General features: G+C 31.4%; 31 protein-coding genes and 1 other annotated feature. Of the genes, 1 reads left to right on the top strand and 30 read right to left on the bottom strand.

Translation table 11 applies throughout. The annotated features are described in order from the left end of the window. Positions 1 to 85: 85 nt before the first annotated feature. The 30 genes from KDK92_RS19140 to tyrS form a co-directional block, all read right to left on the bottom strand. Positions 86 to 415 carry a MerR family transcriptional regulator gene (locus KDK92_RS19140; protein WP_250860997.1) on the bottom strand — a complete coding sequence of 110 codons (330 nt, stop codon included), beginning with the start codon at positions 413 to 415 and terminating at the stop codon, positions 86 to 88. Between the two features lie 261 nt (positions 416 to 676). Beyond that, on the bottom strand, positions 677 to 964 hold the full coding sequence (locus tag KDK92_RS24935) for a DUF2752 domain-containing protein (RefSeq protein ID WP_420852348.1): 288 nt from the start codon (positions 962 to 964) through the stop codon (positions 677 to 679). Next, a complete protein-coding gene (locus tag KDK92_RS19145; RefSeq protein WP_250860998.1) occupies positions 964 to 1,179 on the bottom strand; it encodes a TM2 domain-containing protein in 216 nt (71 codons plus the stop codon). The genes KDK92_RS24935 and KDK92_RS19145 overlap by 1 nt, the downstream gene beginning before the upstream one ends. 371 nt (positions 1,180 to 1,550) lie before the next feature. Further along, positions 1,551 to 2,483: a DUF5692 family protein gene (locus tag KDK92_RS19150; RefSeq protein WP_250860999.1), complete on the bottom strand. Its 933-nt coding sequence runs from the start codon at positions 2,481 to 2,483 to the stop codon at positions 1,551 to 1,553. Between the two features lie 466 nt (positions 2,484 to 2,949). Then, positions 2,950 to 3,498, bottom strand: coding sequence for a 2'-5' RNA ligase family protein (locus tag KDK92_RS19155; RefSeq protein WP_250861000.1), 549 nt, complete (start codon positions 3,496 to 3,498; stop codon positions 2,950 to 2,952). A 33-nt stretch (positions 3,499 to 3,531) separates the two neighbouring features. Then, positions 3,532 to 4,173: a carboxylesterase family protein gene (locus KDK92_RS19160; RefSeq protein WP_250861001.1), complete on the bottom strand. Its 642-nt coding sequence runs from the start codon at positions 4,171 to 4,173 to the stop codon at positions 3,532 to 3,534. A 47-nt stretch (positions 4,174 to 4,220) separates the two neighbouring features. Further along, positions 4,221 to 4,442: a hypothetical protein gene (locus KDK92_RS19165; protein ID WP_250861002.1), complete on the bottom strand. Its 222-nt coding sequence runs from the start codon at positions 4,440 to 4,442 to the stop codon at positions 4,221 to 4,223. Between the two features lie 115 nt (positions 4,443 to 4,557). Beyond that, positions 4,558 to 5,406 (bottom strand): class I SAM-dependent methyltransferase, encoded by an 849-nt coding sequence (locus KDK92_RS19170; RefSeq protein ID WP_250861003.1) that lies wholly within the window; start codon positions 5,404 to 5,406, stop codon positions 4,558 to 4,560. 87 nt (positions 5,407 to 5,493) lie between these two features. Beyond that, on the bottom strand, positions 5,494 to 6,498 hold the full coding sequence (locus KDK92_RS19175; RefSeq protein WP_250861004.1) for a S66 family peptidase: 1,005 nt from the start codon (positions 6,496 to 6,498) through the stop codon (positions 5,494 to 5,496). A gap of 137 nt (positions 6,499 to 6,635) precedes the next feature. Then, positions 6,636 to 7,187, bottom strand: coding sequence for a 2'-5' RNA ligase family protein (locus KDK92_RS19180; protein WP_420852349.1), 552 nt, complete (start codon positions 7,185 to 7,187; stop codon positions 6,636 to 6,638). Positions 7,188 to 7,263: 76 nt separating this feature from the next. After that, positions 7,264 to 8,301, bottom strand: a complete 1,038-nt coding sequence (locus KDK92_RS19185) for a S66 family peptidase (RefSeq protein ID WP_250861006.1) — start codon at positions 8,299 to 8,301, stop codon at positions 7,264 to 7,266. 48 nt (positions 8,302 to 8,349) lie between these two features. Continuing rightward, positions 8,350 to 8,811: an NUDIX hydrolase gene (locus KDK92_RS19190; RefSeq protein WP_250861007.1), complete on the bottom strand. Its 462-nt coding sequence runs from the start codon at positions 8,809 to 8,811 to the stop codon at positions 8,350 to 8,352. Between the two features lie 81 nt (positions 8,812 to 8,892). Next, positions 8,893 to 9,636 carry a class I SAM-dependent methyltransferase gene (locus KDK92_RS19195; protein ID WP_250861008.1) on the bottom strand — a complete coding sequence of 248 codons (744 nt, stop codon included), beginning with the start codon at positions 9,634 to 9,636 and terminating at the stop codon, positions 8,893 to 8,895. 26 nt (positions 9,637 to 9,662) lie between these two features. Beyond that, complete coding sequence (locus KDK92_RS19200) at positions 9,663 to 10,211, bottom strand: GNAT family N-acetyltransferase (RefSeq protein WP_250861009.1); 549 nt, start codon at positions 10,209 to 10,211, stop codon at positions 9,663 to 9,665. A 68-nt stretch (positions 10,212 to 10,279) separates the two neighbouring features. After that, positions 10,280 to 10,777, bottom strand: a complete 498-nt coding sequence (locus KDK92_RS19205; protein WP_250861010.1) for a GNAT family N-acetyltransferase — start codon at positions 10,775 to 10,777, stop codon at positions 10,280 to 10,282. A 24-nt stretch (positions 10,778 to 10,801) separates the two neighbouring features. After that, positions 10,802 to 11,656 carry a GNAT family N-acetyltransferase gene (locus KDK92_RS19210; protein WP_250861011.1) on the bottom strand — a complete coding sequence of 285 codons (855 nt, stop codon included), beginning with the start codon at positions 11,654 to 11,656 and terminating at the stop codon, positions 10,802 to 10,804. Between the two features lie 31 nt (positions 11,657 to 11,687). Further along, entirely contained in the window at positions 11,688 to 12,503 is an 816-nt protein-coding gene (locus KDK92_RS19215; RefSeq protein ID WP_250861012.1) for a class I SAM-dependent methyltransferase, read from the bottom strand. Between the two features lie 98 nt (positions 12,504 to 12,601). Continuing rightward, positions 12,602 to 13,699, bottom strand: coding sequence for an aminopeptidase (locus KDK92_RS19220; protein ID WP_250861013.1), 1,098 nt, complete (start codon positions 13,697 to 13,699; stop codon positions 12,602 to 12,604). A 129-nt stretch (positions 13,700 to 13,828) separates the two neighbouring features. Then, complete coding sequence (locus KDK92_RS19225) at positions 13,829 to 14,281, bottom strand: GNAT family N-acetyltransferase (protein WP_250861014.1); 453 nt, start codon at positions 14,279 to 14,281, stop codon at positions 13,829 to 13,831. A 40-nt stretch (positions 14,282 to 14,321) separates the two neighbouring features. Further along, positions 14,322 to 14,975, bottom strand: coding sequence for a class I SAM-dependent methyltransferase (locus KDK92_RS19230; protein WP_250861015.1), 654 nt, complete (start codon positions 14,973 to 14,975; stop codon positions 14,322 to 14,324). Between the two features lie 184 nt (positions 14,976 to 15,159). Further along, positions 15,160 to 15,723: a GNAT family N-acetyltransferase gene (locus KDK92_RS19235; protein WP_250861016.1), complete on the bottom strand. Its 564-nt coding sequence runs from the start codon at positions 15,721 to 15,723 to the stop codon at positions 15,160 to 15,162. 78 nt (positions 15,724 to 15,801) lie between these two features. Beyond that, positions 15,802 to 16,347: an HD domain-containing protein gene (locus KDK92_RS19240; protein ID WP_250861017.1), complete on the bottom strand. Its 546-nt coding sequence runs from the start codon at positions 16,345 to 16,347 to the stop codon at positions 15,802 to 15,804. A 205-nt stretch (positions 16,348 to 16,552) separates the two neighbouring features. Beyond that, complete coding sequence (locus KDK92_RS19245; protein ID WP_250861018.1) at positions 16,553 to 17,308, bottom strand: Nif3-like dinuclear metal center hexameric protein; 756 nt, start codon at positions 17,306 to 17,308, stop codon at positions 16,553 to 16,555. A 146-nt stretch (positions 17,309 to 17,454) separates the two neighbouring features. Next, entirely contained in the window at positions 17,455 to 17,967 is a 513-nt protein-coding gene (locus KDK92_RS19250; protein WP_250861019.1) for a GNAT family N-acetyltransferase, read from the bottom strand. Between the two features lie 131 nt (positions 17,968 to 18,098). Further along, complete coding sequence (locus tag KDK92_RS19255; RefSeq protein WP_250861020.1) at positions 18,099 to 18,650, bottom strand: GNAT family N-acetyltransferase; 552 nt, start codon at positions 18,648 to 18,650, stop codon at positions 18,099 to 18,101. 143 nt (positions 18,651 to 18,793) lie between these two features. Next, positions 18,794 to 19,546, bottom strand: a complete 753-nt coding sequence (locus tag KDK92_RS19260; protein ID WP_250861021.1) for a class I SAM-dependent methyltransferase — start codon at positions 19,544 to 19,546, stop codon at positions 18,794 to 18,796. Between the two features lie 269 nt (positions 19,547 to 19,815). Further along, positions 19,816 to 20,286, bottom strand: a complete 471-nt coding sequence (locus KDK92_RS19265; protein ID WP_250861022.1) for a GNAT family N-acetyltransferase — start codon at positions 20,284 to 20,286, stop codon at positions 19,816 to 19,818. Between the two features lie 242 nt (positions 20,287 to 20,528). Then, positions 20,529 to 20,732, bottom strand: coding sequence for a hypothetical protein (locus tag KDK92_RS19270; RefSeq protein ID WP_250861023.1), 204 nt, complete (start codon positions 20,730 to 20,732; stop codon positions 20,529 to 20,531). Positions 20,733 to 20,917: 185 nt separating this feature from the next. Beyond that, positions 20,918 to 21,283 carry a YqfO family protein gene (locus KDK92_RS19275; RefSeq protein ID WP_250861024.1) on the bottom strand — a complete coding sequence of 122 codons (366 nt, stop codon included), beginning with the start codon at positions 21,281 to 21,283 and terminating at the stop codon, positions 20,918 to 20,920. A gap of 18 nt (positions 21,284 to 21,301) precedes the next feature. Then, positions 21,302 to 22,519, bottom strand: a complete 1,218-nt coding sequence (gene tyrS, locus KDK92_RS19280) for a tyrosine--tRNA ligase (RefSeq protein WP_250861025.1) — start codon at positions 22,517 to 22,519, stop codon at positions 21,302 to 21,304. Positions 22,520 to 22,634: 115 nt separating this feature from the next. Continuing rightward, positions 22,635 to 22,917: a binding site (T-box leader), on the bottom strand. Between the two features lie 241 nt (positions 22,918 to 23,158). Between tyrS and KDK92_RS19285 the strand changes: the two genes are divergently transcribed. After that, a complete protein-coding gene (locus KDK92_RS19285) occupies positions 23,159 to 24,199 on the top strand; it encodes a cysteine peptidase family C39 domain-containing protein (RefSeq protein WP_250861026.1) in 1,041 nt (346 codons plus the stop codon). Positions 24,200 to 24,212 lie beyond the last annotated feature (13 nt).

The following is a 24,212-nucleotide window of genomic DNA, read 5'->3' on the forward strand; positions in this document are numbered from 1 at the left end:
CTCTTTCGTCTTTTTCTTATCCTAATTATATAGCGGACAAAAGACTTTTTCAGTAATATATATTACCTGATTTATAATAAAAAACTTAATCTATAACTTCTGCAACCAAACTAGCTATTTCTTCTGGTGTCATAACATTTTGAGTTCTACAGTATTCACTATGTAACTGTTCAAATGTTTCTTCTAAACTCTTAGTTCCATCTATATTATAAATTTCTTTATCAATAAATTTAGCAAACTCTTCTGGTTTAATTAGTTGTATACCTGTCTCTTTTATAAACCTTTCAACTTCTTTGTCATCAAACACCATTTCACCATCTATAACTAAACACTTAAGTATTCCTTTATTTACCCATTGCTTCACTATATATTCAGATACCCCTAATCTCTTTGATATTTTATTGATATTCCCCATGATTCATCCCCCTTATTTTTATGCTATGATTTTTAAATTGCATATTAAAGAACCCTTCCACCTTAGATACAGATTCAGATGAAACGGTTCACCAAAATTCCCCACTATTAAATTAATTTTATTTATTACTTTATTTACAGTATGTATATTATATACCATCTTACATTTTTTGGCAACTAAAATATATTTTTACTTTATATTGCAAAAAAATAAACCGAAAGAACTATTCGGTTTATTCATTAATAAAATTATATTATGATTTCATTTTTTAATAATATTTATAAAGCTTTTTATATATACAAATACACATAAAGAAAAAGTCATAGGGCTTAACTTATTAAACTCATATGCTTTTTTAAAATTAAAATGTATTATATTAAAAAAGGCTCTAGTTGTTCCACATCCCCAACATTCTTTATGAAATAACCTTTTAAAGACACAAATGCTTTCCCCATCTTCAATAAAATCCACAGGAATTATAAATATAATTATTGGTATTAGAATATAACTTATAATTAAAATGTAATTCCGCTGTTTTTTATTTTTCATTATTTTTCGTTTAAAATTGGTCTACCTTCAGCATCAGTAAAGTTTCCAGTTACAATCATAATTAAATCTATTAAAGCCCAGATTCCACATCCTCCAGCAGTAAGTAGCATTATAATGCCTGTCCCAGTTTTACCAGCATAAAATCTGTGAATTCCTAATCCTCCTGCAAATAAACATAACAATAACGTAGGTAACCATTCTTTTTCACTTCTCATGTTCAACACTCCCATCTAAAATTTAATTCAGAAAAATTATACAATCATTGTACTAAATTGTCAATTTTTCATCTTTTTTCTCCTTAATTATATCATATTGCCTAGGTAATATAGTTGTTAATTGTTTGTATTTCAATTTTTATATCATTTCCTGAGAAATATCGCCTCTTCCATCATAAAAACTTCACCTAAATTAAGTTTTATTTTATAACAAAAAAACTGTGTAACATATTCATATTACACAGTTTTCTATAATTTAAATCTCATCATTAAAGTTTACTATCTCCAGTTTCACCCATTGTAAAACATCTTACCTGTTTAAAAATTGTAATAAAGTAGCCAATATTGTTGATATTTTTACAACTTGTACATTATGCATTGACTCCATTATTTACTTCCTCAGAAATAGCCTTGTATGCTTCTAAGTCTGTGTAAATCTCATCTTTAAGTGGGTTACGTTTATACTTAATAACTCTACTAAAGTGATATATACATACGGCAGCATTAGCTATAAGAGCTAATGTACTAAGGAAAAATAATGCTTTTGGATTATGAGAAGATCTTACAGCAAACATTGAATTATCTGCAAAGTTTGGTAATGTCAAAGAGAACATTGCCCAAAGCGCTAAAGTTTGTGCACGATGCTGTAGCCATGCACCTTTCTTAAAGAAGAATGCTGGAATTGTACATGACACTAATAGTGCTGCACCTGTATAGAAGGAATGATCTGCCATGCAGTTATAAACATATGCAAAATTCCAAATATCATAAGCAATTATCCAAAACCAAAGTTGATCAGGCCAAATCATATCTTTATTTTTATCTTTACCTATGTAAATACCTATCCACCCTGAAATAGCTAAGATATTTAAAATACCAGCAATACCATTCATAATATTCCAAGGACCACCCTGAATAAATAATCCATCTACTATACCATTTAAACTATAACATTGGAAATCACGGAATACCGCTTCCAAAATATTAAATGAAAGAATAAGCGGTGGAAATAACAATAACTTTTTATTACTAGCTAGTCCTTTACGATATCTAAGTGCCATAAATCCAAGAACTCCTGCTAGTGCAGAATAAGTTTTTACCCATGGGAACCAATAACCAACCGGAGTCCCTGGTCCAGCTGTTTTTGCCCAAATAGTAAAAGGCAGTAAAATAGGCAGAACTAAATACACCCCAATAGCAAGCCATTTACTGCGGCGTGTTATTTCATTAACAAACATTAATCCACAAACTACTACAAACCACATTAAAACTGAATACCATGGCATAGCTTCAAAGAAAAACATATCCTTATCCTCCTTATAGAATATTTATTAAAATTCATATTTAGTCTTAAATATGATATTTTAATACTTTTTATTCCATTATATACAAAATACTATTATTATTATGTATTTTTTTCAGTGCATACTCATAATACTATTTATGTAGTTTAAAGTCAATTGCAATATTTGTAGTTATTATATGTATTGTTAATAAATAACTATTAAAAACATCTTGAAAAGTATGCTAATTTAAGTGTTATAATACTAACAAACTTAATCTTTGTATGTTATGTTACACTAGCTATCGAAAGCAAGTAAGAAGCTTAAGAAAATATACTACCTATGAAAGCATAATTATGAAAGCATAATAGAGTATAGTAAAGGCTAACTACAATAAAAATTATCTACTTTTATGGTAGTTAGCCGCTTCTATTTTACATTTCTTTTACGCTCTCAAAATCGTTAAAATATCTCATCAATAATGACATCATATTAACTTCTTACTATAAATCTCCTCAACCCCTACACATTCTTCTCCATGATATTTCAATTTTATAAGTACTACTTGACTAATATGCCCTTCAAATGGCTTTAGTTTTTCAGTGCAATATAGTAATGCCTCTGCTAGTTTATCTTTCTCTAATCGATTTGCTATTGTACAATGTGGTATCCACTTTCCTGGAAGATATAAAGATTCCTTATCCCCTCTGAACATCTTAAAATTATCATGATATTCTCTATGAAACTTCAATAATTCTTTACTCATTGTTGGGGTAAGTAGCAACGCCCCACTTCCTATAAAGCTTCCTAAAGTAACAAAACTAATTGGAGTTTTTCTTATTTGTTCATAGTAAATATCCATATACCCTTTAAATTGATCCTCATCTAACATATCATAATCAGCAATTGTTATATGCGGCCTTTTCCCACTATACTCCTTAGAATAAAATGATATATTATTCTCAACTAATCCTTCCCATAATCCCATTAACTTTTCTTCTGTTTGTCTATCAAAATATGCAAGTACTCCGTACATCTTTATCCCTCTCCCTTACCCTTAGTAACTTCTCTATTTTTCATGACTCAAAAGCCACTCATATACTTCAGTATTCTCATAAGTCGCAGTCCATGAGTCATGTCTCTTATCTGGATAAATTGTAAGCTTAGGTTCTCCACCTACTTTCTTTATTTCTCCAACTACCTCAATTGATTTTTCCACAGGAACAACATTATCCATCTCCCCATGGAATGCCCACAAGGGAATATCTTTTATAAGCTCAGCTCTTTTAGCATATGCCACTCCTCCACATATCACTACCATAGCTGCAAATAAATCAGGTCTATATGATGCAAGGGCATATGCTCCAAATCCCCCCATGCTCAATCCTGTGAGATAAACCCTCTTATTATCTACTCTTAACTCGCTCATTACCCCTTCTATCAATTGTTCCAGTTGAAGAACAGTGAAATCCCAGTATAAACCCTCAGGACATTGAGGTGCTATCACTATAAATGGAAGTTCCTCCCCACCCTCAATTACCTTTGGAACACCATGTAACTTCACTAAATTAATATCATCCCCTCGCTCTCCCGCACCATGAAGAAATAACATAAGTGGCCACTCCTTGTTACTTTCCTCATATCCTTCAGGTAAATATAGAAGGTATTCTAACTCATAATTTCCTTTAAAAGTCTTTTTTATATGTCTCATAATTCTTCCTCCAATAAAAAGCCACCAATGTTGGTGGCTTTTAGTAATTAATGTCTTTTCCCATTCCTTGAAAAAAATGCACCTGCTAATATAACTATCAGTACCACAAATCCTATACTGAATGTCAGTTTGAATATTACACCTAATAACGCTAAGATAAGTGCAATCACAAGGACAACAATGAAAACTGGTAAGGCAACTGCACCAATTATCAAGACCAATAATGCAACCACTGCAAATACAATTAACCCAAATAATAATTCTAACATAATTCCCCTCCTAGATTTCTGCAATATTATTATATATTCTTCTTTCTATAGGTTTATTATGAATCCTTTAATTCTACCAAATATTAACCGTTTTTTAATTATTTTCTAATATTTCTTATAACTTTATTCCCTTAGCAATAATAAACTCTCCATTATCAGCCATTGTTCTCTTCATAAAGGCCTGTTCTTCTAATTTAATTATTGTTTCCCACGCCGTACTATCAACAGCTAATTTTTCTGCAGGTTCTCGAAACGCACTTGTAAGGCAAGGACTTCCTCCTATTTGTATATTTTCAATACCAGCCTTCTTCATAACTTCTTCCAACTCTTCAGCCTCAAAAAAATGTCTAGATGGATGATTAACCATCTCGTGAACTGGTAAATCTCCTGTTTCTGCTACTTCATTTATAAACCAATAATCAGGTTGTCCAAAGAATGATACGTAATCGAAATCAGCCTTTCCTAATTGATTCCTAATAACACCCCATTTACTATTTACACTAAGTAAAATGGTACCACCTTTTTTTGTAACCCTAGTAAGTTCATCAACAGCTTTCTGTCTATTCTCTAATAGATAGTTAAGTGGTGCTCCATAACACACAACTGTATCAAAAGTATTATCCTCAAAACTTGATAACTCTCTAAGATCGCCTCTAACAATTTTATCTATCTTTGAAGTAAGTCCACTCTCTTTAATCTTCTCTTCTGCAATTCTTAACTGCTCATCAGATATATCAAATAATGTTACCTCACTCCCTGCTCGTGCAATTTCTATACTAAACCTTCCTGCACCACAACCAGCATCAAGTACCTTCTTTCCCTCTCCTATATGCTCTTGTAATAATTTCATATGAAGATGAAAATTGATTCTATCATATGGAGTCAAATCTAATCTAACCCACTCTTTTTCACCATAGTTATTGTAAAAATTCCTTATAGCTTCTCCATTGTATGTTTGTCCCACTCTACTACCTCCTATTGTTTCTAAAGACTGATTGTATCATTAATTTTGTTTTCCAATATAAGTCTGTGGACCTGACACCAAACCAAATTATGTAAGCATATACTCTTCAATAATACTCACTTTCTTGTTTGTAGCATCTAGTTCAATCTCACAGCCTATTGGTAAAGTCAACATGGGATGTGTATGACAGCAATCGAACTCTGCGATAAATGGCAACTTTTTATCTCCCAAAACTTCTAATAATATTTCATATGGTTTTCTTCCAGTTTTACAATTATTAAATAATTCATGTTTTCCAAGTATGATTCCTGAAACCTTATCAAATACACCATTTAATTTTAGTAAAGAAAAACTTCTTTCAATGGTTGCACAATCTTTTAATGAATCTTCTATAAATAGTATGTCTCCTTCTTTTATTTCTGGCATATATTCACTGCCCCATATACCTTGCATTGTATTTAAATTTCCACCAATTAATCTTCCACGTACAGTTCCACCATAAACTGTAACTAATTGATTTTCTATTTGTTCTTTAGCCCTATCTTGGGTTTCCCAATCTATAAATTCTTCTGTCCAAACAGATGGAGTTTTTAAGGTATATGGAAATTGAGTTTCTTGAACAAGCAACTCTTTAAAATATTCATATGTATAATCAACAAAGGGTGGAAACTCTCCGAATGATGCTACCAATGCTGGTCCATAATAAGGTTTAATTCCTGTTTTTGCATATATACCAAGCAAAATTGCAGTAACATCTGAATATCCTATTATTATTTTAGGATTTTTCTTAAATGCTTCATAATCTATATACGGAAGGAGTGAGTTAGAATTCATACCTCCAATAGTAGACATGATACATTTTACTTCTGAATTTCTAATAAGAGCATTTAGCTCTTCAGCTCTTTCTCTAATACTTCCAGACCTATAAAAATCACTTTTTCCTGTTAGATTCCCTTCTAATATTTTAAATCCTTTACTCTCTAAATATTTTTTTCCCCTTTTAAATCTTTTTGGACAAAAACAAGTTATTGGTGATGATGGCGAAAAGATACCAATGGTATCCCCTTGTTTTAACTTTTGTATTTTGCTCATTCTTAAGCCCTCCTATTGTTTCTATCGAATTAATTATCTTTGATTTAATAAATTTATTTTCCAAAATAAGTCTGTGGACCTGGTACACATCCAAATTATGTATGCGCACCAGCTTTGCATACAAATTATGTAAACACTTAATCATTTAAATTTACTTCAACATCAATAATAGAATCCTCATTTTCATCAATAATTTCTACAGAAATTTTGTTTACTATTGTTGAAAAACTTTCTTTAATATCACTAACATCTTTAAAAGCCTTATCTAAATCATCTCTTGAAGTAAAATTTCCCAGTGTCATATGTGGCAAGAATGTTTTATCATTTAGCCACTCAGGTTTATATGGTTCTAAAATTCCAGTATATAACTTGGAACTAAGTTTTTTTATATCTTCAATACCTTCTTTTAAAACTAAGAATAGATACATTCCTAAAGGATTGTCCATTCTTATTATATTATCCATACTTAGTCTAAAAGAGCTTATTCCTATAAGCTCTTTTTCTAAATGTTCTTTAAGTTCAATTGATGTAAGATTACTTTCAAATGTAAATACCAAAGTAATATGTGGTCTAACATGGTTTGCAAGTGGGTCATATTTTTCTCTTATCTCATCTATAATATTAACATTATCAAATTGTGGAAATATCATTATGGTTCTTCTCTTCACATTACAGTTCAACTTAATCACCTTCCATATTCTATAATAATAAATACAATGTTTCAGCTAACTGAGACGAGTAAAATCTCTTTATCTAAGCAGGAAGTTATATTACACCAGATTCAATTATAGTAAAAGTCTTTTTATCACAATCAATTTCTGCCATTGCACCATATGGTAAACATGTCATTGGCTCATTATGCCCAAATGACATATTATAAACAATAGGCAGATCATTTAGTCCTAATTCTGATATGATCTTCATAATTGAATTCTTATATTCCTTATAATATTTTTCTTGATACGGTTTCCCGAAAATTATTGCTTTCACTCTTTGCAATATACCTTGGCTACCATAGTTTCTAAGCCAATATTTTATATAAGCTGGCTCTGGCATCTCTTCTGATGTTTCAAAGAATAGAATAGCATCTTCAAATATATCATCTGATGGCCATAGAGAAGTGCCTTTTATCATCTCCATTACTTCAATACACCCACCAATTAAATGACCTTGAGTTACACCTTTACCTTGCAAAAACTCATACCCTTGATTTTTGACCATAGCTTTTGCAACAGTGGCATTACTTTCACTCCATTCTATTCTTTCTCCAGTCCATTCCTTAGCTGCTGGTATTAACCCGATTGGAGAAGGATCAAAGAGAGTTTTTTCTAACCATTCAGCAGTATAGTCAAACACTTTAATATTTTCTGCCAATTCCGCAAGAACAGATGCTCCGTAGAAACTTGACAAATTTGCTTTAAGACACATAAAATGGGTGATGGTTGTGTCAGAATAACCTATAAATATTTTAGGATTATTCTTTATGATATTAATATCAATATATGGTAACATTCGTATACTTTCATCACCACCGATACAGGAGAAAATTGCTTTTATAGAAGGGTCTGAAAAAGCTGCCATTAAATCTTCTGCCCGTTTTTCTGGATGATGGTATAGATAGTCCGAACCTTTTAATGTGTTTGCCATTTCCACAACTTCCAAACCAAACTGCTCTTGTAATCTCTTTTTTCCTAAATTATATCTCCAAAGTAAATCTTCGTCACCAGCCCCGCCCCATGAAAGGCTTACAGTGGCAACCTTATCCCCTGGAGTTAATCTTTGCGGTTTTACTAATTTCATCATTTATTTCACCTCATCTAATAAAAATAATCTTGCATAATATCCTATGTATTAACCATTGTATATACTCAAAAATCGTTCAATAATCTTCTTATGACTTTTCACAATATTTTCAGGGAGTTCTTCAATACTTATAAAAGAAAAGTCTAAAGATTCACTTTCATCCATATTAAACTCTCCACTAAATTCATTAGTATAGTACGCAACTGTAACTGCATAGAATTCATCACCATTAGGAACCTTTATGTAACTACCTTCACCGGAAAATATATCTATTAAATTTAACTTTCCAACTGTTAAACCTGTTTCTTCAAATACTTCTCGTTTTGCTGTATCTTCTGCAGATTCTCCAAGTTCCATTAAACCTCCAGGTATTCCCCACATTCCATATGATGTAGTTTTTCGCTTTTGTAACAATATTCTATTCTCATCATCTATAATTATTGTCACTGCTCCCACTAAAATAAGAGGACGGTGTCCAACTATTTTTCTTAATTCCTCTACGTAACCCATTGTTAACCTCCTATTGTTTCTAAAAAATAATATAGATAAATACAGATTATGCTCATTCCATTGAATTTATAAATTGGATTACTATATGAATTGACAAATACAAACCTCTGTCTTGTAATGAAAAGTTACTTTTCCATTTTCCTGATATTTTAAGAATAGATTGCGAAGTTCTTGAACAAATTTATCATAATTACAGTCTGATTTTGATGGTGTATAGGATACCGATGTGGCATTACAAATCACCTCTTCCTCGGTTACAGTTTGCCAATTGTCATAATATGTTTTTATATAGTCTTGTCCAAAAAAATCAAACTTTTCTCTATCTGGATTAAAGTATGAGTTTCCTGCCGTAGTCTTAATTTCATAACTGCGGATAATATTCATATATGCTTTTACAAACCCACTATCTTCCTGCAAATCATTCCATATAGTTATAACATGACTATTTTCTTTTAGAATACGTTGGAATTCTGATTTACACAATTGTTTATCAAACCAATGAAACGCCTGTGCAATTGTAATGACATCTATACTATGATCTTTTAATTGAGTTCTTTCAGCCGGTGCACAAATATATTCAATGTTTGTATTAGTAGAACAATACTTCTTGCACTCATTAATCATTTCTGAATTGGGCTCAACAGCCAAAACTTTACAGCCTAACTGACATAACATATGAGTTAGTAATCCTGTTCCTGCCCCAATATCTGCAACTGTAGATTGCTTATCAATTCCCATCTCTTTAAGTTTACTTAGAATTTCTTCCGGATAAGTAGGTCTACCATTTGCATAGTCTTTCGCTTTATTATCAAATTCATTTTTCATGTTAACCATCCTTTTCAAAATTCTTTTTATTCAGCTATTCTTGCCATTGAATAAGAATCTCTGAAAGTTCCATCTGAAAGTCTCGTAGTCATTTTATGTGTTCCTTCTATTTCAAACCCGAATTTTTTATAAAGAGCTATTCCTCTCTCATTTGTAGCATCAACTTCTAGGGTAAGTCTTGATATATTCATCTCATCTGCCCATTCAAGGATTTTCTCAAATAACTTTGTTCCTAATCCCTTTCCCCAATAATCTTTTCTTATAGAAATACCTATTGACCCTATGTGTCTACATTTTCTCTTATCATTTCCATTTACATTAGAATTAGCTATTATTTTATTTCCTACTTTTAAACATATAAAAACATTAAGCTGACTTTCTATCATTTTATCTAAGAAATTCCCCTGTTGTTCTTCCGTTATATTAAGCTCATCAGGATATCTTAGAAGAAAATCAGATTCCTCATATGCACATTTACGAAATTCTAACACTTCCTTAGCATCCTCTTTTGTTGGAGTAGTTATTAGTATATCTTGACCATCAATATTTATTATTTCCTCTTTTATCCTTGCCACTTTACCCCCCCCTTATTGTTTATAAAGTATAATTATATCTTTGATTTCATTGAGTTTGTTTCAAATAACTATAAGTTTATCCAGTACCTACAGCATCCACCTATTATATCGGAAAGTTCCCCACCATTACTCTCGATTACTTTCCTTGAAGGAATATTATCCTCATTTACAGTTAAAAGAACCTTACTCATACCTCGTGCCTCAACCTTCTTCAATAGTTCTCTCAACATTATAACTCCATACCCCTTACCACATTCACTAGGTCTAATACAGTACCCGATGTTTCCACCATGCTTTCTCAGATTCTCATTAAGAATTGGTCTAAGCTTTATAATTCCAACTGGCTTATCATCTACATAAAACCAATACTTAGTCGACGGAACGTATTTGGGGTCTAATCCTATTCCTTGTGACATTCTTATATTTCTTTTTAAATACCCCTCAAACTCTTCATCCTTCATATCCCATCCACTATTACCAAATCCATTTTCTCCTGGACCAATTTCTCTAATCATATCTAGTATCTCTTGTCCATCATCTAGAGATAACTCCTTAATATAAAACATCTTTAAACCCCCTTATTATTTGTTTTATTTTTCAAACTCGTATTGATCATAATCACATATAGGTTCATATCCCATCTTCATATATATACTATTTGAAATAGGATTAGCTAAATCAGTAAATAGTGCTGCAAATCTATTTCCCTCCTTAAGTATTTCTTCAGAAACAACCTTTACACATGCAGTAGCATATCCATTTCTCCTAAATTCTTTTGGAGTATATACCATTCCTACAACTTCTCCATGATCTGTTTTCTTCATTCTCATAGCAGTTGTCACTGGCTTTCCAGCTTCATCTATCCATATATATACTTTCTTATTCTTTATCAAAAACTCTGCTCTATTAAGTCTTTCCTCGCTCAGAGGATTTCCTTCAACCTTCATTCCAAAGTCGATTGTAGCATCATACATCCATCTTGTTATTAACTCATGATACTTCATAGTTGCCATTTCAAAATGCCCATTTGGAATAGATACATCTTTAACTTTTGTTAACTCATATACTCTTAAATTCATGGCACATTCATATTCTTTATTATATTTTTCACTGAAATACTCTATAGCTTTTTTTGAAGTCTCTTTTCTACCATTAGTACCTGGTATTGTTAAATTTTCTTTATACATTTTATCTAAAAAATATTCTAATGACTCATCATCTCTTGAATCTATAAGGAGATTATGAGGTACTGTCATAAGAGCTATAAGCTTTATTTCCCCCTCCTTCTTTACTGACCCACAATATACTTCTTCATATTCTCTGGCTCCTATAATTATGTCATTACATATTCCTAAAAATAAATTATTCTCAACTTCTTTCTCCATTAAAAAACCTTTACATTCACCCAAGAATTCTTCAACTTTTTTATAACGCTTGTATTCCATTTTAAAGCCCCCATTTATTTCAATACTTCATTTATTTTCGCTTCTTTTTCCTCACAATTATAGATAAATGCTCAGTCGCATCTCTAAACTGCGGAATCTCACAAGTTTCAACTGCTCTTTGAACAAGATTATCATAAGCTTTTCTGTTTTCCTCATACACTTTCTTAAGAGCATAATGTGTACCACTTATATATCCTTCTGCCCCTGCATATGAAATGATTTCGAGTCCTGCTTCCTCAATCTCTTTTAATGCATGTTCTGGTGTTGTAAAATACACCTCTGTGAAGCTTTCATCTTTACTATACTCACATTCAGTAAAACAATTATTTAGTAAATCCATCTTTTCAAATTCCTCAAAACACTCTGTAATCCCTGCCTTTAACACACCGTATGAATTAATATATGCTACCAATGCAACTCCATCTTCAGCTAATTTATCTCCCATAGTTTTTAGTGTATTTATCCTATCTTCTCTACCATGCACATGATACATAGGTCCCATCATTAGTATTCCATTGTATTTCCTATCCTCTAATCTATTGATATTTATTGCACTATCACATATGTATTCTTCTGCTTTTAAACCTTCTTCATTAATGTTCTTCTCCGCTAGTTTCAACTCTTCATTAGAAAGTTCAAATAATGTAACATCATATCCCTTTTTTAACATTTCAATAGAATATCTTCCCGGTCCACATCCTATATCACATAGTTTTCCTTTCTTAGGAAAATACTTATCAATTAAATGTAAATGACTTAAAAATTCAACCCTTGAATATGGATTGTTTAACCTCTCCCATTCCATCTGTGCATTTTCATTGTAATGCTGTTTAACTATATCACTCATTTTTTATCTTTAATGAGGAGCTTATTATAAGTACCAAACCCTCACTAAAGTTCACCTCCTTTTTATATCTAATGTAGTGCAAAAGTTGAGTAAGTTACTTATATAATAAAATTCTTATACTTGTATATAAGTTCATCGTCTGCATAGATTTCTCCATCTGTCATATCACAAAGCATATCCCAGTGAATAGCTGATTTATTCTTTCCAAGGCATTCTGGAAGTGATTGTCCAAGTGCCAAGTGAACTGTGCCTCCTATTTTTTCATCAAATGACATGTTCCTAGTGAACTTGTTTATCCCATAGTTTGTTCCTACAGCGATCTCACCAACGAATTTTGCACCTTCATCGGTTTCAATAAGAGCCTTTAGAAGCTCTTCCCCTTTTTCTGCTGTGGCCTCTATAACCTTACCCTTTTCAAACTTTAATCTAATTCCTTCAACTTCTCTTCCTCCATATATTCCTGGGAATGAGAATTTTATATGCCCTTCAACACTATCTTCAACAGGCCCTGTGAAAACCTCTCCATCAGGAAAGTTAACCTTACCATGGCAATTCACCCACTTTCTACCTTCGATAGACATACTAATATCTGTATCTTCTGCAATTATTCTAAGTTTCTTTTTAGTATTAAGTATTTCACATATTCTGTCCTGTTCTTCCCTAACCTTAATCCATTTTCGAATCACATCTTCCTCATTTATAAGCGCTGCACCATATACAAAATCTTCATAATCTGAAAGTGACATTCCTGCTTCTTGGGCATTTGCACTCACAGGATAAAGAGTTCCACAATACCTCATCTCCCCTGTTCCCATTCTCCTAAAGAAAGTTTCAATTTTCTCCTTATGCCCCTCAGTCTGTAACTTCATCTTTTCTGGATTAATATTTGAAAATACCCTTGTATTTGTTGTTCCCTTAACATTTAGAATTACATCCACTTCTTCATACATTTTTTTTTCATAAGCAAATAAATGTTTAATCTGCTCAACACTTCCATTCTTGAACAGATACTCATCTGCGTCCCTAAAACTAACATTGATTGTAGGATGAGCTCCAATTTCAATAGCCCTCCTATAAACTTCCTTCATAAATGGGATAACTACTTCTTCTCCTTCTATAAGAATCGTTTCACCCTTCTTAAGCTCAATTGAATACTCAATTATCACATCAGCAAGTCTCTTTGCCCTTAAATCCATATAAGCTCTCCCCTCTTAAATAAAATTAATATTATTAATACTTTGATCAAATTACAATATTTTATTGTTATTGGATTTGTTGCATATCAATCTCTCATTTCTTAACATAAGAATAAATCGAAGCACTAACTATTCTAAACTCCATTCATATATGCACACTTGTCGTTCCCCTTCTTGATACAACTGAGTATATGAGGGTAAATTTACTATCTCTTTAAGTTTAAGACCTGCTATTTCACAAGTTCTTCTGGATGGTAAATTGTCTGGATTGCAAGTAATTATAATTCTATTCATTCCATGTGTAATCGCTACGATTTTGATAATTTTACAAGCCTTTGAAGCATACTTATTTCCTCTGTTAGTTTCTTTAATTGCATAACCAATATTCCCCACATAATATAGATTTTCGTTGTACCCGACTCTAAAATCAATAGTACCTACACTTTCATCTGAATCATGTAGTGTAATTCTATATTTATAAGCAGGCACATAGCCTTTTTCTTCATTAGATGGTGTTTTTTCTATAATCTTTAAATCAATCTCACCATCAGTTAAGTAATCAAAATTTTTGAACTCAAACATCCTTATTCCCCCTTTTTAACACAAACACAATTAATATCAGCTACTTTATTGCTTTAATCAATGCAGTTTTATTCCATCTTCTTTCAACTGATATATTGTTAAACCCTGTATCAGAAAATAAAGCAAGTTCAGTATCTAACGCCAGTGGAACATCAATATGCATACTGCCAAAAGAAAGTTGTTGCCTTTTATAGAACTCTTCTGCTTTATTTATTAAATTAATTTCAGTGTCTTTGTCTTTGCTTACAGTATCACCATTTATAAAATAACCATTTGGTTTTAAACAATTGTATATTTTGTTATAGAGTCGTATCTTTTGTTGTACCGTAAAATGATGAAAGGAATATGTAGAAAGCACCATATCAAAATTATTTTCTGTAAACGTAACATCAAAATACGAACCACAAATAGTATTTAATGTTACTTGCGGATACACTTCCTTTTCCTTTAGCTCTGCCAACATCCCAGATGAAATATCAATTGCTGTAACTATCGCAGAATGCTTAATTCTTTCTATTTCAAGTCCTGTTCCACACCCAAGAACCAAAATGATTTTTGGTTTTCCACAAATATTAATCTGCTTTTCTATTTCATCATAGAATTGGCACATCCCTAAATCTTCATAAAAATGCCTATCATAATCTGAAGCACATTTATTAAAATGAATATCCATATTATCAATTCCAAAATTCATTAGATCCCCCCCTAAAACCTTTGAATTTTCTCATACATTCTGTTATAATTAATTTCTGTTTTCTAAAATTACTCTTCCTCAAATCACTTTTATCCACAATTAAAAAAATCAAAAATAATCCACAATTCAAACTTTTTGCTCTTAAGTTATCCACATTTTATTCCTATTAGTCAACTCGTCTGAATTATCTCGGAAGTATATCATCTAAATATTTACATTCATATTCCCTTTGAACTATATCCATATATATTTCATCAAAATATTTATTGTTTATATAATAAGCCTCTCTTCTTCTTCCTATCTCTTTAAATCCTATTTTTTCATATGCTCTTATAGCTCTTTCATTGAATGAAAAAACTCTTAACATTATATTGTTTAAGCCTAAGACTTTGAATCCATGGGATAAAATAAGTTCTATTGCCTCAACTCCGTATCCATTACCCCTATGTTCTTCTTCTCCGATAAATATACCTAATTCTGCTTTTCTATGGATATTATCAATTTGAAATAAAGAACAATTTCCTATTAATTTATCTTCATCTTTTAATACAATTGCAAAGTTGCTCTCTTCATTTGCTAATCTTTCTACAGCTTCCTTTTCTTTAGATGTACTGACATTTGTTGCGAAGTTTCCTAAATTTATTGTTACATTTAAATCATTCATCCACTTTGTATATATTTCATAATCTTCTACATTCATTGGTGAAAGATATAACCTTTCACCATCTAACTTCTTAAAATATCTCACTTTTAAAACCCCCTTGTTGTTTCTAAAGAATAATTCTATCTTTGATTTCATTGATTTTGTTTTCAAATAATAGTTCTATTAGTTGAGAGTGGATAGGCTTATCTCTATTCCCATCTCTTTAGCAACCCTCACACATCTGTCATAATGTGCCCCTTTAGTCTTAACTCCATGAAGATATCTATCTAGTGAATCCACATCCTTCAATAACTCAGTTAAATCGTCCTCATCAGCTACATCTTTCTGACTATGTCTAACAACTGCATATGCTATACTGTCTATTTCCTTTTTAGTTATTATTGGTGAATCACCTCTGAATGTTTCATTGTACTTTTCTAAGAACTCATATACATAGATTTCTCCAGCTTCAGCATGATTTTTTTGAGTTTTAGTCATCACAGCACCAATATCATGTATTGCAGCTGTTATTGCGGCTAACTCCTCATCAATTCCTCTCTTATTTGCTAAAACTTTAGCTAACTGAGCAGATGAGTACATATGCATAATATTCCATACTACTGGATGATCTCTTCCCTCATCTGACAGACTCTTCATATATGAAAGATAATTTGTTTGAAGTGTGTTTAACCTTCTAAAATCTTTTCTAATAACCTTTTTATTCTCCATTTTTCACCTTTAGTGAGTAATTGTATTATTAGTACCAAACCCTCACTAAAGTCCCCCCTTTTGCTATCTAGTGTAGTACATCCTGCTCTAACTGATTTTGTACATTTATACATAGACTACATATAATCAATGTAATGTAAAATTTAATTATTATGGATTAGTTAGCATTTAAGAATAAATTAAAGCACCTTGTTAGATGCCATACTTACTCAATATGTTCTTCTTTAATCCTAATAATCTCTACCATAGGATATCTTTTATTTATCATTTTAACTAAACTTTCCAATCCGAATATCTCGGTAAATGTATGACTGCCAACTATAAGATTCATTTTACTATATTGTGCATATTGAACAGTATATAGTATCTTTTCACCAGTAAAATATGCATCACAACCTAAATTAACAGCATCTTTTATATCAATAGCAGAAAAACCTGCACCTGTTACTACCCCTATTTTCTTTATTAATCTTTCGTTGTTTTTCCATTTTCGTACTGGTTCTTCTAGCAACATTTCTATTTTATTCACAAGTTTTTCAAACTCGATTGGCTCATCTATTTCTCCTATTCTTCCACAATACATTCCTTCGTCATTTGAAAATTTATCTGTGACCCTAAATCCAAGTTTTTTTAATATTGAAGTGTTGTTACCAAATTCAGCATCATCTAAAGGTAAATGAATAAAGAAATGCGTTATGTTACTATGTTTTAAAATTTCAAGTACTTCTTCCTTTATTCCAGACATCCATTCCCAAGCATCATGATGTGTTATTAACAAATCAACATTATTTTTTGCTGCTTCTCGTGCAGATTCAATAGTTAAATTGGTACAATACCCCAATTTAGAAACATCTTTTATTCCCATGTTAGTGAATCCATATTCATTTTTTCCTTTTACAATCTCTAATTTTTCTTTTGTAAAAGTATCAATAATAAAGTTTTCAAAATCATTGATTAACATACTTTCTCCCCCTTAAATATCTTCAACACATCTACAATGTTTCAGCCAGCTGAAACGAGTAAAATCTCTTTGTCAAAAAAACAATACAATTAAGATTTCTCGTAGAGAAATGTCCTTCATTATACATTATCAATTATCCATTTCTTTTAAAGTTTCCATCCAAAAGCAACAGCCTTTACTTTCTTCCCTCCATACTCTAGCCATTTCTCCTCTGACAATTTTTCTCCTCCCATTGCCTTATAGAATCCGCAGGCATTATTTTCTTCTAGTGCCCATAAAATCATGTTTTTAAATCCTCTTTCCTTTAACTCTTCTCTTACCTTATTTAAAAGTTGCTTCCCATATCCTTGTCCCTGAGCTTCTTTTAAAAAATAAATCCCATATAGTTCACCATCATATTTTTCTCCACCTTTATTACATATATCTTCTCTAGAACTTCCATATTTGGCAAACCCAACAAGGTTCTTATCTTTATTTTCAAATACCAAACCTGAAACATTACCACTAGCCATGAATTGCCTGTTTCTATCATATCTGCTCTCATAAGTCATATTCTCAAGATATTCATCTGGCACTATTCCTCTATAAGTTGTTTTCCAAGAATCAACATGAACCTTAGTAACTTCAATATAATCTTCATCTTTATACTTCCTAATCATTTTTAAAACCCCCTTATTGTTTCTAAATAATCAAAAAAGCCACACCCCGCACCTCCTAAATCGCTATATTTTCTAGTACAGCGCTTTAATGTTGGGTGCAAAGCATGGCTAATTATAAAGATGAATTTTCTCTATTTATTCATCTCATCATAATCACTCTTCAGGATGCTCATGATTAAATAATCTGTGTATTCTCCATTGTGGAAGAACTTCTCTTTTAGTCTTCCTTCCTCCTTGAATCCACATTTCTCATAGCACCTTATAGCACGTTTATTATAATCATGCACCTCTAATTCAAGTCTATTAAGGTTTAATACGTTAAATACGATATGTTGCATAACCTTGATGGCTTCAGAACCATATCCTTTTCCCCTATTTCCTTTGGTACCAATAACAATACCTAATACCGCAAATCTACTTCTCCAATCCACTTCTATTAAATCTATTTGTCCAATATACTCCTGAGTGTCTTTATTGGCAATAATAAAATTAGTCTTTTCTAGCCCCTTCTTACTGTTAATAAAGTTCATATACGCCTCAGTATTGCTTGCTGTATGAGGAAATATAAATATATCTGATAAATTGGCTGTAATCTCAGGGTCGTTTACCCATCCTCTGATACACTCAAAATCTTCTTGTCTATATTCTCTTAAAACTATTCTGTCTCCATAATAATGTGGCATATTTCTTCCTCCCTTTAATTACGATTTATATATTAGTTTTCCCTTCTATAGATATACGGCATATATACTAAAATTAAGATATTCTGAAGCATGAAGAATATTTTTCTTCTTTCTTCTTTCTTCTCTGTTCTTTGTCTTTATAGTTACTTCTTGCAAATATACACCCCAAAGTTGTTTTCATCTGCAACTTCACCATGTATATCAGAATAACATTCAATATCTGAAAAACCTGATTCCTTTAAGATATCTAGTATCTCTCCATGAGTAAATGCTTTTTGCTTCTCTCTGTATTCAATAATCTCTTTTTTCTTAGGATCAATAAAGATACAATTCTCGATTCTAAATCCATCTTCCATATATTTTTCACTTAAAATATATTTACCATTTTGCTCTCCCCAGTCTTTTATTTTCTCCTGAGTTAATTGTCCATTCATCGTCGTTCCAGCTATCTTTAAAAGAAATTTTCCATCCCCTTTAAGTGCTTTATGAATATTCTTAAAGTGTTGATTCAGCTCTTCTTCTTTCATAAGTCCTAATGTATGGTTGTACGCTAATATGAAATCGTACTGTTCTTTATCTCTAATATGTAATCCTCTTTGAAATCTAAAATCAACATTTAAATCATTATATAGTGCATGTTTTCTAGCTTCATCAATATATAAGGATGCAATATCAATACCAGTAACATTATGTCCCCTCTTAGCCAATTCCAAGGAATGTCTTCCTGTTCCACATCCAACATCAAGAATTTTCAAATCCCCTTCAAACTTTAACAAATGATTTAGTTTATCTACTTCCTCAGCTGTTTCTTTTTTCCCAGGAAAACCCACCCAGTCAGCAAATGCCTTCTGTGCGTCTTCATTTTCCCACATCCAGTTAATTACCTTTCTATTCATTATGATTCCTCCTCTTGTTTAGCTTATATATTTATATATTTATTAGCTTACTATAGTCTTGGATATTTTATATTTATTTTTCATCTCAAGACAAGAACTTCATATATTGAAAACAAATCTTCCGATAACGGGTTTCCTTTGGGAATTAGATACCCATCGTTTAATGGTTGATCTGGTATAGTATTTCCTATTAATAACACATCTGCACCATATAAATCTTCATCCTGTGGGAAAGGCTTTACATCACACGGCGCATGAATAACAAATTTCTAAATTTTCTTAATCATCTTCTTGCTAAGATCTATGTATCCTAACTTCTCGTATAAGGCTATAGCTGCTTTGTTGAAATCATATACATTCAATTCTATTTCTTCTATTCCTCTACTCTTCAACCAATTTTCGGCTTCATCCATGAGCTTTTTACCAATACCTAATCCTCTGCTGCTATCCTGGACTATTAAATTTTCAATCCAACCAAATTGTCTGGGTTTAAATATAGAAATGTCTGGTGTTTTCATAACTCTAGCTATTATTAAACCAACAATATTTCCTTTATATTCACAAACAAATATATTTGATTCTTCATCATCAAGTTTACTATTAATAAATTCTTCTCTTGATTCATGAGATTTTCTAAATTTATGTGGAAGGTTTACTCTATGATGTTCATCGCCCTCATACATTAATGCATCCATTTCTTTAATATCATTCTTATTTCCTTCTCTAATTAGCAATTCCATAACTAGTAACCTCCTTTCATCCTTTTTCACTTTAATCAGATAAAGCAAAAAAACCCTATCAGAATCGCAATAGCGACTCCGCAGGGTTACATATCTGCGTGTAGGATTTTCCCTGTGCCGCTCACAATAGATTTACATTGTTTAGACACACTCACCAATATATTGTAATTTTATACAATTCTTTCGACGTTGTCAACAGTTTAAAATGCAAAATTTCGAATTTTCCATTTTCTCTCTTTCATTCATAAAAAGAATTCAAATGATTTTATGTTCTCCACCTTGAATATTTGATTCAATATTTTTATGCTTGAACCACTCTTCATACTGCTAGCATTTGTAAGTATCTGAAGTAATTTAACATAATTTAAGTTACGAGCAATTTGCTGTGATTGAGCCTCACTATAAAAGTATTTCTTTCCATCCTTCAACTTTATGGCCATTCTCATACAATGCTACCCTCATAATCATTACTATAATTTTAGTATATTCTCGTGTATGAAAATAGTGAATTAATTATATAGATATTCCATATTAGAAATTGATTTATTCGAATATATAAAATGTAATTTTAACCAAAGAAAATCTTTGATATTTATTCTTAAATTCTATATATTCTATTTTATTCATTTGTTTATTTTTGCGAGTTCTTTTTCATATTATCATCAATATATACATGGTTTATTAATGGGACAATATTTATTACTGGCTCTTCATATGGATGAACCTTTAGTATTTCATCTATAGTAGCCTTTACATTATCAATATAACATCTTGCTTCTATTTTGAGTTCTCTTCCCTCACAAACTTTCCCCACTTCCCCTTCAAAAGGGTCTGCGCCCTCTAGTGGACGCCAATACCCTCTAACTTCATACATTGAAAGGCAGTTATCATATTCACCTATTTTTCCTGCTCCCCCTTTATTCAATGCACCCCTTATATCTTGTAATTTATCTTCTGGTACATATATTTCTATTTTAACCCACTTATAAAATTCCATCGTACTCCCTCCTTTGGCTTAGTTTTTAATTTTAACAAACCTTTTCTTTCCAACCTGTATAACATCTCCAGCTTTAAGTTCAAAACATTCATCTTCAATGAATTTCTCTCCATTTATCTTTATAGCTCCTTGAGAAATTAATCTCCTTGCCTCTCTATTAGTATTAGCAAAGCTCATTTTTAATATTATTTGTATTAGCTTGTTACATATACAATCCCCATCAGGACACTGAATCTCTTCAATATCTTTTGGTAAACTCTTATTAGAGAATATGCTTATAAATTCTTCTCTCGCTCTCTTCCCTGCATTACTACCATGGTATAGTGATACTACTATTTCTGCCAAATTTAATTTTAAATCCCTTGGATTCACGGTTCCCTCTTCTAGCTGTTTCTTGAATACATCTATTTCATCTGGATGGACGTCAGTAACTAGTTCAAAGTATCTTATTATAAGCTCATCGGGTACAGACATAACCTTTCCAAATATTTCTTTTGGATTTTCGTTTACTCCAATGTAGTTTCCTAAACTTTTACTCATTTTCTCCTTACCATCTGTTCCCTCAAGAATAGGAACAAACATAGCCACTTGTTTCTCCTTATTGTACTCCTTTTGAAGTGTCCTTCCCATAAGTATATTGAAGGTCTGATCTGTACCACCCAACTCTACATCAGCATTTATTATAACTGAGTCCAACCCTTGCATTAACGGGTACGTAAATTCATGAAGTCCAATAGACTGATTATTATTAAACCTATTTTTAAAATCATCTCTCTCTAGTATTCTTGCTACTGTTTGCTTTGCCATTAACTCAATTACTTCCTTAAAAGACATACACTCTAACCACTCACTATTAAACCTTACTTCAGTAAAATCAGGATCTAAAATCTTAAATAATTGCCTTCTGTATGTTTCTGCATTTATTAAAACCTCATCTCTTGTAAGGGGTTTTCTAGTTTTCGATTTCCCTGATGGATCACCAATCATACCTGTAAAATCCCCAATAATGATAATTACTTTATGTCCTAAATCTTGAAATTGCTTTGCTTTTCTCAACACAACAGAATGACCAAGATGAATATCTGGAGCTGTAGGGTCTAATCCTAACTTTACTATTAATGGTTCCCCTGTTGTTTCGCTCTTCTCAAGCTTAGCTCTAAGTTCCCCTTCACTTATAACCTCTTCTAGTCCTTTTAAAAGTAATCTCATTTGCTCATCTATAGTTAATTTTTTCATAATATCCTCTCCAATCATATTTTTTATTTCTAAATAATTTTTAATATCTATATAAAAAGTCTGCGCACGACTAATTTTAAAATAAAAAATCCCGCCCTCTACAGAATTATCTTCTGCAGAGGACGGGAGTATATACTCACGTGGTACCACCTCGTATTTTATCAATATGTTACCATATCAACCTTTTCAAGTACAATATAATCATATTAAAACACTGAATACATGATACTCTAGCACTATAACGTGTGCGGGATTCCGGAACATCCTACTAATATTGTACATATTTTCAGACTACAGCTCAAAGGTGTATTCAAAATAATCTTCTATGCTCCATCTCACCAACCAGAGCTCTCTGTAGTAGCGAAACTATTTCTACTCGTCCTTATCAATGCCTTTTAATTTAATTTTTTATAATATTACCATATAGTTTTTTTTATGTCAACACTATATTATATTTTGATTTCGTAAAATAGATACATAAAAATGATTTTATTTGCCATTTTGTATATATAAATATCACGTTTTTCAAGAAACTAATTCCTAATTTCGCCATTATATGGTCCAATTTAGTATGATTAAAGTAAGTATTATAAATCATTTTAGTTTACTTTGTAAAATTTAAAGGGGAGTGATTGCATCGTGAAAAAAAATCAAAAGTATTTATTAGGCGTTATACTATCTTTATTAATTATAATATCTTCATATGCTGCCTATAAAAACTATGAAACTATAACTACAGAAAGAGTTTCTGCATTTAAAACTTGGACTATACAATTACGTGAAGACATAGAAGAAAATATCAATATAAATGAATGCATTACAATTGAAGATGATAAAGGACAGATAGTAGAAAATAATAAAATTATACTAGAAGGAAATACACTTAAAATATATCCCCCAGAAGATGGATATATGTTAGACACTAAATATAAAGTCACATTAAATGAGAATATTGAATCAATAATTGATAAGAACCTTAAAAGTGATTTTAAGCATACATTTGAAACTAGAAAAAAGCTGAATGACAAAGATAAAGAGACCCAAAAATTAATCGCTTGGGGGTTAGGCTATAATTTAGAGGAACAGGTTCAAAATGATAGAGATTATGAATGGTATATAGATCAATGTAATACAGGTATTCATAGTAAGGATAATTGTGGTCCATCAAGTGTTACTATGGCAATTAAATGGGCTGACAAAGAATTTAAGAATACAGCTGAAGATGCAAGAAATACGCTTCAGTCAAAGGGGGGCTGGTGGCATACTGATGATATAGTTTGTTACTTGTATATGAATGACATTGACTATAAAAAGGTTGGAATAGTAACTTCTGATAAATTAATGAATGCCCTAAATGAAGGTCATATACTCTTAATGTGTATAGACACAAAATATCTAAACTATAATCAGAATAGCGAACAAAGAGTTGGAAAGTTTCATACCAATAGCGGAGGACACTTTTTAATAGTGAAAGGATACGTTATAGTTGATGGTGAGCTCTATTTTACTGTTTATGATCCAGCTAGTCGGAACAGGACATATAATGATGTCACTCTTAAAGGGAAAGATAGATATTATAAGGCTGATGAATTAGTGGAATCTGCAGAAGAATGGTGGAATTTATTTTTTGTAATAAAAGGTCTAAAAGATAATGCTGAATCAGAAGATGATGCAAACTAAATAATTCAATTAA

The organism is Oceanirhabdus seepicola, from assembly GCF_023684385.1.
Classification (GTDB): Bacteria; Bacillota; Clostridia; order Clostridiales; family Clostridiaceae; genus Oceanirhabdus; species Oceanirhabdus seepicola.

What these genes read in the sequence shown, in the direction of transcription:
- KDK92_RS19140 (WP_250860997.1), bottom strand. Translation starts at nt 415, where the DNA reads ATGGGGAATATCAATAAAATATCAAAGAGATTAGGGGTATCTGAATAT.
- KDK92_RS24935 (WP_420852348.1), bottom strand. Translation starts at nt 964, where the DNA reads ATGAAAAATAAAAAACAGCGGAATTACATTTTAATTATAAGTTATATT.
- KDK92_RS19145 (WP_250860998.1), bottom strand. Translation starts at nt 1,179, where the DNA reads ATGAGAAGTGAAAAAGAATGGTTACCTACGTTATTGTTATGTTTATTT.
- KDK92_RS19150 (WP_250860999.1), bottom strand. Translation starts at nt 2,483, where the DNA reads ATGTTTTTCTTTGAAGCTATGCCATGGTATTCAGTTTTAATGTGGTTT.
- KDK92_RS19155 (WP_250861000.1), bottom strand. Translation starts at nt 3,498, where the DNA reads ATGTACGGAGTACTTGCATATTTTGATAGACAAACAGAAGAAAAGTTA.
- KDK92_RS19160 (WP_250861001.1), bottom strand. Translation starts at nt 4,173, where the DNA reads ATGAGACATATAAAAAAGACTTTTAAAGGAAATTATGAGTTAGAATAC.
- KDK92_RS19165 (WP_250861002.1), bottom strand. Translation starts at nt 4,442, where the DNA reads ATGTTAGAATTATTATTTGGGTTAATTGTATTTGCAGTGGTTGCATTA.
- KDK92_RS19175 (WP_250861004.1), bottom strand. Translation starts at nt 6,498, where the DNA reads ATGAGCAAAATACAAAAGTTAAAACAAGGGGATACCATTGGTATCTTT.
- KDK92_RS19185 (WP_250861006.1), bottom strand. Translation starts at nt 8,301, where the DNA reads ATGATGAAATTAGTAAAACCGCAAAGATTAACTCCAGGGGATAAGGTT.
- KDK92_RS19190 (WP_250861007.1), bottom strand. Translation starts at nt 8,811, where the DNA reads ATGGGTTACGTAGAGGAATTAAGAAAAATAGTTGGACACCGTCCTCTT.
- KDK92_RS19195 (WP_250861008.1), bottom strand. Translation starts at nt 9,636, where the DNA reads ATGAAAAATGAATTTGATAATAAAGCGAAAGACTATGCAAATGGTAGA.
- KDK92_RS19205 (WP_250861010.1), bottom strand. Translation starts at nt 10,777, where the DNA reads ATGTTTTATATTAAGGAGTTATCTCTAGATGATGGACAAGAGATACTA.
- KDK92_RS19210 (WP_250861011.1), bottom strand. Translation starts at nt 11,656, where the DNA reads ATGGAATACAAGCGTTATAAAAAAGTTGAAGAATTCTTGGGTGAATGT.
- KDK92_RS19215 (WP_250861012.1), bottom strand. Translation starts at nt 12,503, where the DNA reads ATGAGTGATATAGTTAAACAGCATTACAATGAAAATGCACAGATGGAA.
- KDK92_RS19220 (WP_250861013.1), bottom strand. Translation starts at nt 13,699, where the DNA reads ATGGATTTAAGGGCAAAGAGACTTGCTGATGTGATAATTGAGTATTCA.
- KDK92_RS19225 (WP_250861014.1), bottom strand. Translation starts at nt 14,281, where the DNA reads ATGTTTGAGTTCAAAAATTTTGATTACTTAACTGATGGTGAGATTGAT.
- KDK92_RS19230 (WP_250861015.1), bottom strand. Translation starts at nt 14,975, where the DNA reads ATGAATTTTGGAATTGATAATATGGATATTCATTTTAATAAATGTGCT.
- KDK92_RS19240 (WP_250861017.1), bottom strand. Translation starts at nt 16,347, where the DNA reads ATGGAGAATAAAAAGGTTATTAGAAAAGATTTTAGAAGGTTAAACACA.
- KDK92_RS19245 (WP_250861018.1), bottom strand. Translation starts at nt 17,308, where the DNA reads ATGTTAATCAATGATTTTGAAAACTTTATTATTGATACTTTTACAAAA.
- KDK92_RS19250 (WP_250861019.1), bottom strand. Translation starts at nt 17,967, where the DNA reads ATGATTAGGAAGTATAAAGATGAAGATTATATTGAAGTTACTAAGGTT.
- KDK92_RS19255 (WP_250861020.1), bottom strand. Translation starts at nt 18,650, where the DNA reads ATGCCACATTATTATGGAGACAGAATAGTTTTAAGAGAATATAGACAA.
- KDK92_RS19260 (WP_250861021.1), bottom strand. Translation starts at nt 19,546, where the DNA reads ATGAATAGAAAGGTAATTAACTGGATGTGGGAAAATGAAGACGCACAG.
- KDK92_RS19265 (WP_250861022.1), bottom strand. Translation starts at nt 20,286, where the DNA reads ATGGAATTGCTAATTAGAGAAGGAAATAAGAATGATATTAAAGAAATG.
- KDK92_RS19270 (WP_250861023.1), bottom strand. Translation starts at nt 20,732, where the DNA reads ATGAGAATGGCCATAAAGTTGAAGGATGGAAAGAAATACTTTTATAGT.
- KDK92_RS19275 (WP_250861024.1), bottom strand. Translation starts at nt 21,283, where the DNA reads ATGGAATTTTATAAGTGGGTTAAAATAGAAATATATGTACCAGAAGAT.
- tyrS (WP_250861025.1), bottom strand. Translation starts at nt 22,519, where the DNA reads ATGAAAAAATTAACTATAGATGAGCAAATGAGATTACTTTTAAAAGGA.